Raw genomic sequence first — 14,270 nt, 5'->3', positions numbered from 1 at the left:
ACTGTTAACTGTTGACCAATGCCCAATGCCCAATGCCCAATGCCCAATAACAACCTAGTTAATTATTCTATTGTTCGGGAACATTTTGTGTAAAATTAATGTCTTTATCTACACTTAGATAACCATGTAGTTAAAATGCCGAAAATAGCCTTCAATAAAGGGATAAGCTTACCATTTTTGATACTTGCATTCTTCGTTACATCAACAACTTACACCAGAGCGGATACGCAACAAACACCACCCATATTTGGAGATGTTACCATCGGCAAAAATTTTTCCCCAGATCCGTTTACAGTTCGGGGGATGAGTGGCGGCTCAATTCCCGGAAATCAAGTATCAAAGCGTCCGGCTACTCCCACTGGCCCCTGTACGGGATTTGTCGATGAAGCTCCAGACCATAAATTAGAGTTAACTAGTAAATTTGACTACTTGAAGGTGCAAGTGCAAAGTCCTGAAGATACGACAATTATCGTCAAAGGGCCTGGTGGTATCTGGTGCAATGACGAGTTGTCAGATGGTCAAAATCCTGGTATTGCGGGTGAATGGCTCCCCGGAACTTACCAAATTTGGGTGGGTTCCTATGTCCAAGATAAGTATTTGCCTTACACGCTGCAAATTACAGAAGTGAAGTAGGGGCTAGATTTTATCAAAATTCGCAAAGGTTGAAACCCCACCCACAAAGGGTAGCTGTCTTTAATTTTGAATTTTGAATTTTGAATTTTGAATTGCTTCATTTGGTGGTGGGTGCTTGTAGGCGCTCCCACAGATGGCTGTTTGTCGCCGCAAATACATCAGCTACACCGCTAGGATTTCCGCATCCAAAATCAAGCATTGACAATAGGATAGAAGAGTAGAGAAGCGCCCAGGATTAAGGAAGCAAGCTTTAATAATGCTTCGTCTTGGGGACTTTTCTTAATTCTCGTTGCTTTTGGGGTGTAGTTTTGTATTAAAATTAAGTTAACTTTAATTAAGATTCGTGATGTCGTTATAGATTTGCTGTAAGGCCCTTAGAGTTTCTATAGCGATGCGCGTAAAACATCAGATTAAGCAAAATGGATTTATCAAGATCCGTTTCCCAGCGATTTAGCAACCAAGTAAAGGATGGATGATGACAAAAACTTTTGAATTCCCCCATTAAAAGCCTTTGTGGTAGCGTTACCAAAGGGTAGCGCAGCTTACAAGGTTCAGTTAAGTTGAAAAATTTTATAGTTTTTACTCAACTCTCATCCTGAAATTGCAGGATGATTACATCATTTGGTTGCTAAAGCTGATGAGTTCTATTGGCATCTAGAGGCAGATAAAGATGAAATTTTCTTGGAAAGTCCTTCTACTTTGGACATTGCCTGCTTTGGTAATTGGCTTTTTCTTTTGGCAAGGGGCATTTGCAGGTGCGCCGGCTGATATGACGAAAAATGCAGCCAATACCCGCATGACTTATGGTCGCTTTCTGGAATATGTGGATGCTGGTCGCGTCAGCAGCGTAGATTTGTATGAAGGTGGCAGAACAGCAATTGTCGAAGCCGTCGATCAAGACATCGAAAATCGTGTCCAACGGTGGCGGGTGGATTTACCTGTGAACGCGCCTGAGTTAATCAGCAAGCTTAAAGACAAAGGAATTAGTTTTGATGCTCATCCCATGCGCAATGATGGCGCTATTTGGGGTTTATTGGGCAATTTAGTTTTCCCAATTTTATTGATTACCGGTTTGTTCTTTTTGTTCCGTCGCTCCAGTAATCTTCCCGGCGGACCCGGTCAAGCAATGAACTTCGGTAAGTCGAGAGCGCGGTTTCAAATGGAAGCCAAAACCGGGGTGAAATTTGACGATGTAGCAGGTATTGAAGAAGCGAAAGAGGAATTACAAGAAGTTGTCACCTTCCTCAAACAGCCAGAAAGATTTACTGCTGTAGGTGCGCGGATTCCTAAAGGCGTGCTGTTAGTAGGCCCTCCAGGAACCGGTAAAACTTTACTAGCAAAAGCGATCGCTGGGGAAGCTGGCGTACCTTTCTTTAGTATTTCTGGTTCGGAATTCGTGGAAATGTTCGTTGGTGTGGGTGCTTCCCGTGTCCGCGACTTGTTCAAGAAAGCTAAAGACAACGCTCCTTGTATCATCTTTATCGATGAAATTGACGCTGTAGGTAGACAGCGTGGTGCAGGTATCGGTGGTGGTAACGACGAAAGAGAGCAAACTCTCAACCAGCTACTAACCGAAATGGATGGTTTTGAAGGTAACACAGGCATCATTATTATTGCTGCTACCAACCGTCCCGACGTATTAGACTCAGCATTGTTACGTCCCGGACGCTTTGACCGCCAAGTAACAGTGGATGCACCAGACATCAAAGGACGTTTGGAAATTTTACAAGTCCACGCCCGCAATAAGAAATTAGACCCCAGTGTATCCTTAGATGCGATCGCTCGTCGTACTCCTGGATTTACAGGTGCAGATTTAGCCAACTTGCTCAACGAAGCGGCAATTCTCACCGCCAGAAGACGCAAAGAAGGCATTACCCTCACCGAAATTGATGATGCGGTTGATCGGGTAGTTGCGGGGATGGAAGGTACTCCCTTAGTTGACAGCAAGAGCAAGCGCTTAATTGCTTACCACGAAGTCGGACACGCCTTAGTGGGAACACTGTTAAAAGACCACGACCCAGTACAAAAAGTTACCCTCATTCCTCGCGGACAAGCACAAGGTTTAACTTGGTTTACTCCCAACGAAGAACAGGGTTTAATTTCCCGTTCTCAGTTGAAAGCGCGGATTACTGGTGCTTTAGGTGGACGCGCAGCCGAAGAGGTAATTTTTGGTGCGGCTGAAGTTACTACTGGTGCTGGTGGTGACTTACAACAGTTATCGGGAATGGCTAGACAAATGGTTACCCGCTTCGGGATGTCAGATTTAGGCCCCTTGTCCTTGGAAAGCCAACAAGGTGAAGTGTTCTTAGGTCGTGACTGGACAACCAGATCTGAGTATTCTGAATCTATTGCATCTCGGATTGATGGTCAAGTGAGAGCGATCGTTGAAGACTGTTACGAAAACGCCAAGAAGCTTATTCGTGATAATCGCAGCGTCACTGACCGTTTAGTCGATTTGCTGATTGAAAAAGAAACCATTGACGGTGCTGAATTCCGGCAAATTGTGGCTGAGTACACTGATGTACCTGAGAAACCTCAGTATGCGCAGCTATAATCACTAATTGAAAATTAGTTAATTTAATGGGTATGGAAATAACACCATACCCATTTTTTTATTTGTGAAGCTGCACAAAACTATATCTTTTTTGAACGCAAAGTTACGCTAAGGTTAACGCAAAGGTACGCAGAGTTTTTTCAGTTACAAATTTTTGAAAAGAATTACGTGCATTTTTATATTAAATTGAGATAAACTATATGTTTTCATAAATATTAATTACGAATTACGTTAGCGCAGCGTTAGCGACGAAGGAGCGTCACTTGTACTGAGCGAAGTCGAAGTATTACGAACTACGAATTATTTTAAAAGGTTATTTTGCTTTAGCAATATAACCCCATTTACCGACAAAATTGTATGAATTCAATTGACCACCTACAAATACCCCAGCTAAATCTTCAAAAAAAGTATGATAATTCACAATATAGCGAGGTTTAATTAACACATCACCATTGCGATTAATATAACTTTGTTTTTCACCAATGGTTACCCACGCAACACCATCAGAAAAGTCTGATACTGAATCAAATTTATTTTGCAGAACAAATTTACCAGTAGTATCAATAAACTGTCTTTTATCATTTATAGATACTACGGCTAAACCTTCAGAAAAATTTGAGGCATAGGGAAATATTATCGGAAATGCCTTTTTTCCAGTTTTATTAATAAAAACATAACCACCATTGACTGGAAATCTTGCCAATCCATCATAAAAAGGACTGCTGACATCTACTGTATCTAATTTCTCTACTTCAGTAAATTTCCCTGATTTATCAATAAAACCAAAAACTGAATTTGTTGAAGCAAATGCTACTCCATCATAAAAAGCATCAGCCCAGAGAAATTGTGGTTTAATAATAAATTTTCCTGATTTATCAATAAAACCAACTTTCTCTTGATAGCCAACTGCTGCTAAACCTTCAGAGAAATGTGCAAAACCGAATAAACCTCTTGGAGAATCAAATTGCGGTTTAATGACAATTTTACCTGTGGTATCAATGTAGCCTATCTTGCCATTAACTATAATCGTGGCTAAACCTTCATAAAAAGGAAAAGCTTTGTCAACATTTTGCGCGATCGCTATTTTACCTGTCTTGTCTATATAGCGATATTTACCACCAATAGTTACTAATCCTAACCCATAAGAAAACGGGTAATGCTCATAATATTGCGGTGCTATAATTATTTTGCCAGTTTTATCGATTACACCCCATTTCTTGCCAATTTGCACCCAAGCTACACCATCAGAAAAACCTTCTACAGCATCAAACTGCGGCTGAATTTTAAATATATCGCTACCAACTACATATTTTGATGGCACTAAATTCCACAGAAATAAAGCTTGACAAATTAAAGCCGCAAATTCGCCTCTAGTAATTGGTTGATTGGGACGTAACCTTCTGACATTGGGATAATTGACAGCGAAAAAGTTTAGACAAGCAGTTGCGATCGCGGCTTTAGCATAATCAGGAATTTCCGCCGCATCATCTAAAAATTCTAGCAGAATTGCATCAGGGTTTTGCACTAAATTAAAATTTACTCCTTTTACCAAAATAGTTATTGCTTGCACCCTTGGTAACAATTCGTTGGGTTTAAAAGTGCCATCAGGATAACCTTGGAAAAATTCTCTAGCACTAGCAAATTCAATTGCTTGTTCTGCCCATAAATTTGGTGAAACATCCGAAAATTGCATCGGATTTCGTCTGGCTGGCAGATTAACAAAAGCTTTCATTAAAATCGCCGCAGCTTCAGCACGAGTAATTGTCTTTTCTGGTAGAAATGTACCATTTGGATAACCTTTAATCACTTCGCGTTTGGCTAATTCTCTGATACATTTTTCAGCCCAATGATTTTGAATGTCACTAAAATTGAGAGAATTTGACATATCTTAATAATCTCGCAATATATGAATTTAAGTAGGAAATTCCCTTCAAAAAATACCCTATTAGTCAGGTATTTCAACAAATAATACAACTACTGCAATATAAATATATGGGAATTAGGCGATGTCTACGATAAGCTGCTCTGCATCTACGCAATTTGGGCGATCGCTCGTCCAAAATCCTCTAAGAATGTCATCATAGTTAAGGTAAAACATTCTGGAGATAAAGCTACGGTTTACGCACGTCCTTTAGCACGGTTAATTGAGCAATTGCAACGCCTACCAGGAGTGGGGCCTAAGTCTGCCCAGCGCTTGGCTTTGCATATTTTGAAGCGACCAGAAACAGAAGTAGAGGCTTTGGCACAAGCTCTGATTGATGCTAAAAAACAGGTGGGCTTGTGTTCTGTCTGCTTTCATTTATCTGCTGAACCAGTTTGTGAAATCTGTCGCAATCCTAACCGCGATATCAATACTATATGTGTAGTCGCCGATTCCCGTGATGTGATTGCATTGGAAAAAACCCGCGAGTTCAAAGGTAAGTATCACGTTTTGGGCGGGGTGATTTCGCCAATGGATGGTATCGGCCCGGAACAGTTGACTGTTCAAGCTTTAGTGAGGCGGGTGAGTCAACAAAAACCCCAAGAAGTAATTTTAGCGATTAGTCCCAGCGTGGAAGGGGAAACCACGACATTATATATCGGTCAACTATTGAAACCATTTACCAAGGTGACGCGAATTGCTTTTGGTTTACCTGTGGGTGGAGATTTGGAGTACGCCGACGAGGTGACATTAGCTAGGGCTTTGGAAGGGCGGCGAGAGTTGGATTGAGGGTTGTGATTTTTTGGTTCAGGCGATCGCATTCCTGGCAATGTCATTATATAAAGTGAAAATGCGATCGCATTTCTGGCAATGTCATTATTTTTAAATAAAAATGCCTTAACGCGAATAAGTCTATTTACCAGGGGGAAGCGGGAGTTCGATATTTAATTTGCTTCCTATTTCCATAACATTGTTTGTAAAGTCTGTTATACCTGCAATTGGTGCAGCGATTAAACTAACAGCAGTTAGTAAAGCTGTTAGACGCTTTTTGAGTTTGGCTGTCTTGCGTTCTTGTTCTGGCTTTTGAATTTCTGCTTCTACATCATCAATATCAATAATGATGTCGTCGCGGATTTCTGGGGGAAATTGGGCGGCTGTTTGACGCATGGTGCTGATGATTTGCATTAGTTCTGCTACGCTTGCGCCGCTTGTTTGATTAAAGTTGCTTACTGTGACTTGGGCTTGGTTTTGAGCGACAATTCCAATAGTTGCGCCTTTGAAATCATTTTGGTTTTTATCACCTTGGATTTTATCGTGCATGATTTTATCACCTGCAACGTTATCGCCTTTGCCGTGTTGATTGATGGTGTTAGACATATTTTTTAGGGGTTTGTCATTGAATTTTGGGAGTTGATGGGCTGGTAAAGCTTGCATGGCATAGGTTTGACCGTCATCATCACTAAATTCTACCTCGTATACTTCGGCAGTGAGGATTTAGACAATGGTTGCCACTTGTCCAGCAAGGAGATTCTGGTAAATGATTTTTGAGCGCGACCACATCTAGAATTTTTAGCATCATCCGATTATTTTATCTCCATCAATATTATCGCCTCCAAAATTATCGCCTTTTCCATATTGCTGAATATTATAATTATTAGTAATACTGATCAAAAAATTCTCTAATATTTCTTGTTTAGATAAATCATTACCCATTGGTAATGATTGTTGCTGTATATTTGCTTTATCTTCAATTTCTAGGAGTTGATATTTATCTTCACAAATACAATATAGCAAAGTAATATACAAGCTCTTGTCATCCTCTAAATACAAATCGAATAATTTTTTTTGATGTTGTTTTAAAAAATATTCTTCATACTTGCTTAGTCGAGATTCAAACAAATTTTTATCTAGTTTAGTAATAGTAATTTTAGTTTCTACCTCCAAATCATTGCACAAATGTATAGCTTTCAAATAAAGAATACTAGAAAAATCATTTATCAAAATAACATTAATTATATCCTCTAGAGTTTTTGTTATTCTTTCTAATTCTTTTTTATTCACTTGGAATGCTACAAAAAAATGTTTTCTTATATATTCAGGATTTTCTTTAAAAATATAATCATCTTTGGGAAGTATATTGATGAGAATTACAATTCTATCTTTTGCATGAGCCATTCCTAATTTATAACAATTTTCATAAGAAATATTTCCTTCGTAGCCAATAATTAAAATGCATTTATCTTGAAGAATTTTATTGATCTTTTTGATGTCTATGTTGTTGAGACTATATGTAATACCTTCACAACATATAGTATTACCAAATAATTCAATGATGTGCTGAGTAATAATTTCACATAAGCTTTTCCGAGAGTTAGGAAAAATTACATATATTTTGTAATCAATATTCATTCTTTATCTTCAGTCAAAAGGATTGTATATCGGATATTTTTATATACATTTCTTATTTAAGAAGATATGTCAACATTTATTTTGCTTTCTACAAGATCTTCATAGCTGGGTACAATAAAAATATCAGATTTCTTTCGACGCGATTCTAGTGATTCGTAGCCATCTAAAAGTTGACGCAAATCGAGTTTTAATTTTAGTTTGCCGATGGTGACTGTTCTTTCACCCATTGCCTCAAGTCCCAGAAGTTCTTGGTAGTCGAGGGGCGGATGATTGGGATAGCCAGGGATGGGAACCCATTCGGTGATTTCGAGATTGGGGATACTTTTGTGGATTTTGTTGAAGACATCGCGGAGTATACCGAGAAATAAGCGACGGGTTTCTTTGCGTCCGCTAATGGTGATGAAGATTTTTTTGTCTTCGGGATCGGCTTTGATGCAAGCAATGTTGTAGATTTCGTTGTGTTCTTGATATCTCAACATGACGCCACTGCGCCAATAGATTTGGTTATGAATTTTTTCGTGGGTGATGACGATGAAGCGAGAAATGATGCTTTCGGGGAGAACTTTGTAATGGTATTGCAATTCCAGGGTTTCGCCTTCTAATTCTGTTTCCTCTGGTTCGTCTTTGGGCAGAAGTCCCGCAATCAGGAATTGTGGTGGCTGACATTCTAGGGCAAAGCAAAGCTCAAATTTTTTCATCAGCCCGATTAGATAGCCGTGACGCTGGGTGGGGTAACGCTTTGGATTGAGGATGCGGCTGAGATCCGCATAGGTGAAAATGCCTTTGTTTTTAGTTTTAAGTATTTCATCGCTCAGGAGCGCGTAAATGCCTTCTGTCACCCAGTTGGGTTTGAGGACGTTGGTATCTTTGAGGATGGGATGCTCGCGGAAGTTGAGAACTAAGCCGAGTCGATGCAACAAATCGATGAGTTGCTCTTGGTTTTGTTCTTCGGGAATTTTGTTTTCGTAGCAGATGCCGATATAGTTATTGTAGGTGATGAAGTCTTGAGGCATGGATTCAAGTTGCTGTTTGACCTCAAACCATGAGAGCGGTAGAAGGTCGTAGACTTCTTTGCGGTTGGCGATTTGTTGCAAAATTGCGGCGCGAAGTTCATCAATGCCGATATTTTCTTGGCAGGAAGTTTCGATAATGGCTTGGATGTTAGGATATTTTTCGCGTAATGCCTTGCGGTTGATGTCGAGGGGTTGTTCGTCTTTTTTGTTTCCAACGATAATCACGGGGGACTGTCCGCCGAAGGTTTCGATTAGTTTCAGCCAATATTCGATGCGGTTTTCTTCTTCGCTGGTGCGACAATTACAAACTAGGAGATAGAGGCTGCACTTAGTGAGAAAAAACTGATGTGTGGCATGATAAATTTCTTGTCCGCCAAAGTCCCAAACATTCAGGCGGATGTCTTTGCTATTGACCTGTACGTTCCAAGTTTGGACATTGAGTCCGTCGGTTTGGGGTTGATTTTTATCATATTTATTGCGGATTAATCGCTCGATGAGGGATGTTTTGCCGACGCTACCTTGTCCGACGAGCAAGAGTTTGGCTTCGTGTAATGGTCGAGTTTCACTTGTGCTAATTTGCCGCAAGTAATTCAAAATCTTTTTTGTATCTTTTGAATTAAGAATTTCTAATGGAATATTGGTTATTTGGTTGCCACTGAGGTCAAGCTGGGTGAGATTGGTTAATTGTGCCAGCGCCTCTGGTATCTCGGTTATTTGGTTGTCACTGAGGTCAAGTACCCTCAGATTGGTTAATTGTGCCAGCGCCTCTAGTATCTCGGTTATTTGGTTGTCACTGAGGTCAAGCTGGGTGAGATTGGTTAATTGTGCCAGCGCCTCTGGTATCTCGGTTATTTCGTTGCCACCGAGGTGAAGCTGGGTGAGATTGGTTAATTTAGCTAGCGCCTCTGGTATCTCAGTCAACTCTTGCCCCGACAAGTCTAACTCTCGCCAACCCTCAGCCGCCGCGCGATCTATCAGTAGCAATAACTCATCCTGCGTCATAATTCCCAGCAAAAGGGTAAAAAGAAAGAAGATTGATGCAAATTATCTTAACTGATATGAAAAAAATGCTACATCTTCGCTTTTTGGCGATGTCTACGCGCTTTGAGATTTTGCGATTCAGGATCGGGTAAAACTATTGCAATTCTTAGCATTCACGCTTTCCAGGTGTTTAACCTATGTGACTACAGCTATAACGTTGTCACTCAATACAATCGCATTGTCACTCGATGCAATGCGATCGCAGACCGATGCATTAATATAACAAAGCAGTGCGATCGCTTAAAATTCAATAGAGTTCAGTTAGGCTGAGATGCAATATTTCGTAGGGGCACGGCACCGATAAGATTACTGTATACACCAAAAGATTGTGGATGCCGTGCCCCTACTACTATTTGATTGCACTTAGGTTGTTACATTAACAATGTCAGCCGTTACATTAACAATGTGAGCCGTTACATTAACAATGTGAGCCGTTACATTAACAATGTGAGCCGTTACATTAACAATGTGAGCCGTTACATTAACAATGTGAGCCGTTACATTAACAATGTGAGCCGTTACATTAACAATGTGAGCCGTTACATTAACAATGTGAGCCGTTACATTAACAATGTCAGTCGTTACATTAATAATGTGAGCCGTTACATTAACAATGTGAGCCGTTACATTAACAATGCTAATGAAGCAACTTGTGTGTACACCATAGCTTTTAAGGGCAAAGTCTTAAATGGGTATTTAAAAAATTGGATGTCCCTTGGACAAATCAGTTGAGATGCGATCGCCTACGCATTTTATCAATCGCATACCCGATATATCGCCCGCAGGCTGGAAGCCTGGGGCTATTAATACAAAGCCCACCTGCGTGGGCTAAAAAAATTAGCCTGCATTTGCAGGCTTTGTTTAATTAGCCGCACCCTTGAGGGTGACGGCGGTATGGCGGTATCAGCGCAAGTATTCTCACTAACAATGCTTATGTGGAAAATACTGGTTTCGCTACTAGATTAATATTGCTGCTTTCCTCGCTTAATTCGCTAAGTTTGCTGACTGTTGCATCAATATTTTTCTTCGCATCGCCAAACAACATCAGGGTATTTGGCTTATAAAATAGCGGGTTTTCTACTCCAGCATAGCCGCTTGCCATACTGCGTTTCATGACGATGACTGTACCAGCTTTCCAAACTTCGAGTACAGGCATTCCCGCAATGGGGCTATTGGGATTTTCTAAGGCGCTGGGGTTAACAGTGTCGTTAGCACCAATGACTAAGACTACATCTGTTTCCGTAAAATCCTCATTAATTTCGTCCATTTCTAAGACGATATCATAAGGAACTTTCGCTTCTGCTAACAAAACATTCATGTGTCCTGGCATACGTCCAGCTACGGGATGAATACCGAAACGCACTTTAATTCGGCGATCGCGCAATCGTTTGACAATTTCGGAAACGCCATGTTGTGCTTGGGCTACTGCCATACCGTAGCCAGGAACAATGATCACACTCTTGGCACGGCAAAGAATTTCTACTGTGTCTTCTACTGTCGCTGAGTTAACTTTACCTTCTGGCTGTGCGCCATCTGCCATAGTTGCGCTAGTTGTCTGCGCCCCAAAGCCGCCTAAAATGACGCTGATGAAGGAACGGTTCATGGCTTTGCACATGATGTAGCTGAGGATTGCCCCACTACTACCGACTAATGCACCGGTAATAATCAGTAAGTCGTTAGATAACATGAAACCAGCCGCCGCCGCCGCCCATCCAGAGTAGCTGTTGAGCATGGAAATTACCACCGGCATATCCGCGCCACCAATTGCCATGACAAGATGAACGCCTAAAACTGCGGCAATTGCAGACATGATTAATAAAGGTTGCAATCCGATTGTTACTTCTGCACCGAGAAATTGACTACCAAGCCAGATTACAGCCGCAAGCATAGCTAAGTTTAATAAATGCCTTGCTGGTAATAGTAAGGGTTTGCTGCTGATGATACCTCTAAGTTTACCAAAGGCAACGATTGAACCAGTAAAGGTGACTGCACCAATAAATACACCAATAAATATTTCTATTTGGTGGATTGTGGACTCTCCAGGATTCAGTGGCGTTTCTTGGAGATAATTAGCAATGCCAACGAGAACTGCGGCTGCACCGACAAAACTATGCAGAATTGCTACTAATTCTGGCATAGAAGTCATGGCTACCCGCGAAGCGACAATTGCCCCTATAACTGCTCCGGGAATAACAACTGTAGCCAAGATACCGTAAGCATTGATATTTAGAGATAGGGCAGTTGCTACAAAAGCAATCAGCATTCCTACGATGCCATAAACATTGCCTTTGCGTGCAGTTTCTTGATCGGATAGTCCCCCAAGGCTGAGAATGAATAAGGCGCTAGCGACAATATAGGCTACTGTCAGTAAATTATTTGACATAAATCTTTTACCTTTGGAACATTTTGAGCATTCTTTGGGTGACTAGGAAACCGCCGGAGATGTTAATTGTGCCGACAAGAATTGCGATCGCTCCCAGAATTGTTGTAGATAAGTTGGATGTTCCCGATATTTGCAGCATCCCGCCGAGAATAATGATGCCGCTAATGGCGTTAGTCACGCTCATTAGTGGTGTATGCAATGCTGGTTTGACATTCCAAATTACTTGCCAACCAATAAAGCAAGCCAGAACAAACACAATAAAATGAGACAAAAATTCTGGCGGCGCACTTATCCCAATACCAAGTAAGGCGACACCAACCAATAACAGCCAAATTACATTACTCCCACCTTTGGCTGTGCTGGGAACTGGGGAAGCTGGCGCAGTTGCTAAGACTGGAATCGGCTCTTTGACTTTATCTTCACTTTTGCTACTTTTGGTTGCTGTTACCTCTACTTTTTTCTCTACTTTTGGCGGTGGATAAGTTATTTCGCCACTATGAACGACTAAAGCGCCTCTAATGACTTCATCTTCGAGATTGACTTGAAAATTCTTTGCTCCTCCCATGTCTTCGAGGAGATGGTAAAGATTTGTACCGTAAAGTTGACTGGCTTGTTGTGCCATGCGGCTAGGCAAATCTGTTAAACCAACTATGGTTACTCCCTTGTGACGGTAAACTTCACCGGGATGAGTACAGGCACAATTCCCACCTTGCTCGGCTGCTAAATCAACAATTACCGAACCTTCTTTCATACTCTCAACCATTTCCTGAGTAATTAGCACTGGTGCTTTTTTCCCAGGAATCAAGGCTGTAGTGATGATAATATCAACTTCTTTGGCTTGCTCGGCAAACAGCGCCATCTCCGCCTTGATGAATTCGTCGCTCATCACCTTGGCGTAACCGCCTTCACCAGTTCCATCTTCAGCAAAGTTGAGTTCGAGAAATTCTGCTCCGAGACTTTCTACCTGTTCTTTAACTACTAAGCGAGTATCAAAAGCGCGCACAATTGCGCCTAATCCTTTAGCTGTACCAATGGCGGCTAATCCCGCAACGCCCACACCAATAATCATTACCTTGGCTGGTGGTACCTTACCGGCTGCGGTAATTTGTCCGTTAAAGAAGCGCCCAAAGTGGTTAGCTGCTTCAATTACCGCCCGATACCCTGCCAAATTTGCCATTGAACTTAAAGCATCTAGCTTTTGCGCTCGACTAATCCGGGGGATTGCATCCATCGCCAAGACTGTAGCTTGACGCGATACTAATTTTTGCAATAAATCGCCATTTTGGGCAGGCCAAATAAAACTAATTAACGTACTTCCCTGATGCAGTAAATCAACTTCATGTTTACATGCATCTGGGTGCAATTGCGGTGGGCGCACCTTGAGGACAATATCTGCTTCTGTCCATAAAGTTGCTGCATCTGGGACAATCTGACATTGTGCTGCGGTGTAAGCATCATCATTAAAGTTTGCGCCGCAGCCAGCATTTCTTTCTACTAATACATCAAAACCCAGCTTTTGCAAGCGTTTGACTGTATCTGGCGTAGCGGCTACACGCTGTTCGCCAGGATATACTTCTTTTGGAATACCAATCTTCATTGGCGTTCTCCTATTGATTTATGCAGTGTTCCCAGTTGTTGAGAAGGGGGGAGAGAAGCAGAGGGGCAGAGGAAGCAGAGGAAGCAGAGGGGCAGAGGAAGTAAAACACATAATTAATCAATGCCCAATGCCCAATGCCCCATGCCCTAATTTGGCTGTATGCAATTTAATGTGGAATTGAATTATGCGATCGCCAAAATTTGGGAATAATGAGGATTTTATTGCTGACTGTATTTAGTTGCTAGGAGCGATCGCTTTTAACGGGAGGTTTAGATCTTGCACCAACCTCAAAATGACGCTGAAATTAATTGTGGTACGCCATGCGCACGCCACTTAGGACAATTTTAAGATGGAATGTTTTCGGCAAACCGCCTCTCAGCACGAAATATGAAAACAACTTTTGTTTACAAAAGTGTTTTTGTTTTTGTCTCCCCTACTCAGGTTGTATCTTTGATATTGATTGAATTACTTATTCTAAAGATACTATTTCTTATAGTATAGGATATCGATAATTGTATTAATTCTTCACAACCATTATTGGTTTTAGTAGACCAAATATCTAGCGACTAGGGTAAATAATATTTACTATAGCAATATCAACAAAAAAATAATAATTTTGGTTCTTCAGTAGCTATTATGCCAAATTATTAGTTATAGCACTCATATAAACACAAAAAAAGCATCTTTATTTTGCCAAAAGCCTTATATGTATTGACATC

The 14,270-nt window shown here is 41.1% G+C and carries 10 protein-coding genes and 1 pseudogene; 4 read left to right on the top strand and 7 right to left on the bottom strand.

The window, feature by feature from the left end:
- The first annotated feature begins 135 nt into the window (after nucleotides 1–135).
- Together H6G41_RS09310 and ftsH2 are read left to right on the top strand one after the other, a co-directional pair.
- Nucleotides 136–633, top strand: coding sequence for a hypothetical protein (locus H6G41_RS09310; RefSeq protein WP_190629509.1), 498 nt, complete (start codon nucleotides 136–138; stop codon nucleotides 631–633).
- A gap of 670 nt (nucleotides 634–1,303) precedes the next feature.
- Nucleotides 1,304–3,187, top strand: coding sequence for an ATP-dependent zinc metalloprotease FtsH2 (gene ftsH2 / locus H6G41_RS09305; RefSeq protein WP_190745757.1), 1,884 nt, complete (start codon nucleotides 1,304–1,306; stop codon nucleotides 3,185–3,187).
- A 313-nt stretch (nucleotides 3,188–3,500) separates the two neighbouring features.
- Here the strand turns inward: ftsH2 and H6G41_RS09300 are convergent, their stop codons facing one another.
- Nucleotides 3,501–5,072, bottom strand: a complete 1,572-nt coding sequence (locus H6G41_RS09300) for a WG repeat-containing protein (protein ID WP_190745754.1) — start codon at nucleotides 5,070–5,072, stop codon at nucleotides 3,501–3,503.
- 195 nt (nucleotides 5,073–5,267) lie between these two features.
- Between H6G41_RS09300 and recR the strand changes: the two genes are divergently transcribed.
- Nucleotides 5,268–5,897, top strand: coding sequence for a recombination mediator RecR (gene recR / locus H6G41_RS09295; protein ID WP_086685392.1), 630 nt, complete (start codon nucleotides 5,268–5,270; stop codon nucleotides 5,895–5,897).
- A gap of 123 nt (nucleotides 5,898–6,020) precedes the next feature.
- On the opposite strand, the gene H6G41_RS09290 is transcribed toward recR, so the two are convergent.
- From H6G41_RS09290 to H6G41_RS09275, 4 genes and pseudogenes are all read right to left on the bottom strand, one after another.
- On the bottom strand, nucleotides 6,021–6,485 hold the full coding sequence (locus H6G41_RS09290; RefSeq protein ID WP_242037853.1) for a hypothetical protein: 465 nt from the start codon (nucleotides 6,483–6,485) through the stop codon (nucleotides 6,021–6,023).
- Nucleotides 6,486–6,551: 66 nt separating this feature from the next.
- Nucleotides 6,552–6,602 (bottom strand): annotated as a pseudogene (locus H6G41_RS36180) (hypothetical protein); the annotation flags it as partial.
- A gap of 81 nt (nucleotides 6,603–6,683) precedes the next feature.
- Complete coding sequence (locus H6G41_RS09280; protein WP_190745752.1) at nucleotides 6,684–7,517, bottom strand: hypothetical protein; 834 nt, start codon at nucleotides 7,515–7,517, stop codon at nucleotides 6,684–6,686.
- 56 nt (nucleotides 7,518–7,573) lie between these two features.
- The gene (locus H6G41_RS09275; RefSeq protein ID WP_374939414.1) at nucleotides 7,574–9,532 is read right to left on the bottom strand and encodes a COR domain-containing protein; all 1,959 of its coding nucleotides are present in this window, start codon (nucleotides 9,530–9,532) and stop codon (nucleotides 7,574–7,576) included.
- 444 nt (nucleotides 9,533–9,976) lie between these two features.
- On the opposite strand from H6G41_RS09275, the gene H6G41_RS09270 reads away from it, so the two are divergent.
- The gene (locus H6G41_RS09270) at nucleotides 9,977–10,303 is read left to right on the top strand and encodes a hypothetical protein (RefSeq protein ID WP_190745749.1); all 327 of its coding nucleotides are present in this window, start codon (nucleotides 9,977–9,979) and stop codon (nucleotides 10,301–10,303) included.
- 199 nt (nucleotides 10,304–10,502) lie between these two features.
- Here H6G41_RS09270 and pntB read toward each other — a convergent pair whose 3' ends face one another.
- Both pntB and pntA read right to left on the bottom strand, forming a co-directional pair.
- Complete coding sequence (pntB, locus tag H6G41_RS09265; RefSeq protein WP_190745747.1) at nucleotides 10,503–11,954, bottom strand: Re/Si-specific NAD(P)(+) transhydrogenase subunit beta; 1,452 nt, start codon at nucleotides 11,952–11,954, stop codon at nucleotides 10,503–10,505.
- 7 nt (nucleotides 11,955–11,961) lie between these two features.
- Nucleotides 11,962–13,551, bottom strand: coding sequence for a Re/Si-specific NAD(P)(+) transhydrogenase subunit alpha (gene pntA / locus H6G41_RS09260; RefSeq protein ID WP_190745745.1), 1,590 nt, complete (start codon nucleotides 13,549–13,551; stop codon nucleotides 11,962–11,964).
- Between the last annotated feature and the right edge of the window lie 719 nt (nucleotides 13,552–14,270).

This window comes from Tolypothrix sp. FACHB-123 (genome assembly GCF_014697075.1).
Classification (GTDB): domain Bacteria; phylum Cyanobacteriota; class Cyanobacteriia; order Cyanobacteriales; family Nostocaceae; genus Aulosira.
The sequence above is the reverse complement of the archived record's forward strand: the minus strand, read 5'-3'. Positions and strand labels throughout refer to the sequence as shown.

Coding starts and splice junctions, on each gene's coding strand:
- H6G41_RS09310 (WP_190629509.1), top strand. CDS start 136: ATGCCGAAAATAGCCTTCAATAAAGGGATAAGCTTACCATTTTTGATA.
- pntA (WP_190745745.1), bottom strand. CDS start 13,551: ATGAAGATTGGTATTCCAAAAGAAGTATATCCTGGCGAACAGCGTGTA.
- H6G41_RS09290 (WP_242037853.1), bottom strand. CDS start 6,485: ATGTCTAACACCATCAATCAACACGGCAAAGGCGATAACGTTGCAGGT.
- pntB (WP_190745747.1), bottom strand. CDS start 11,954: ATGTCAAATAATTTACTGACAGTAGCCTATATTGTCGCTAGCGCCTTA.
- H6G41_RS09300 (WP_190745754.1), bottom strand. CDS start 5,072: ATGTCAAATTCTCTCAATTTTAGTGACATTCAAAATCATTGGGCTGAA.
- ftsH2 (WP_190745757.1), top strand. CDS start 1,304: ATGAAATTTTCTTGGAAAGTCCTTCTACTTTGGACATTGCCTGCTTTG.
- H6G41_RS09275 (WP_374939414.1), bottom strand. CDS start 9,532: ATGACGCAGGATGAGTTATTGCTACTGATAGATCGCGCGGCGGCTGAG.
- H6G41_RS09280 (WP_190745752.1), bottom strand. CDS start 7,517: ATGAATATTGATTACAAAATATATGTAATTTTTCCTAACTCTCGGAAA.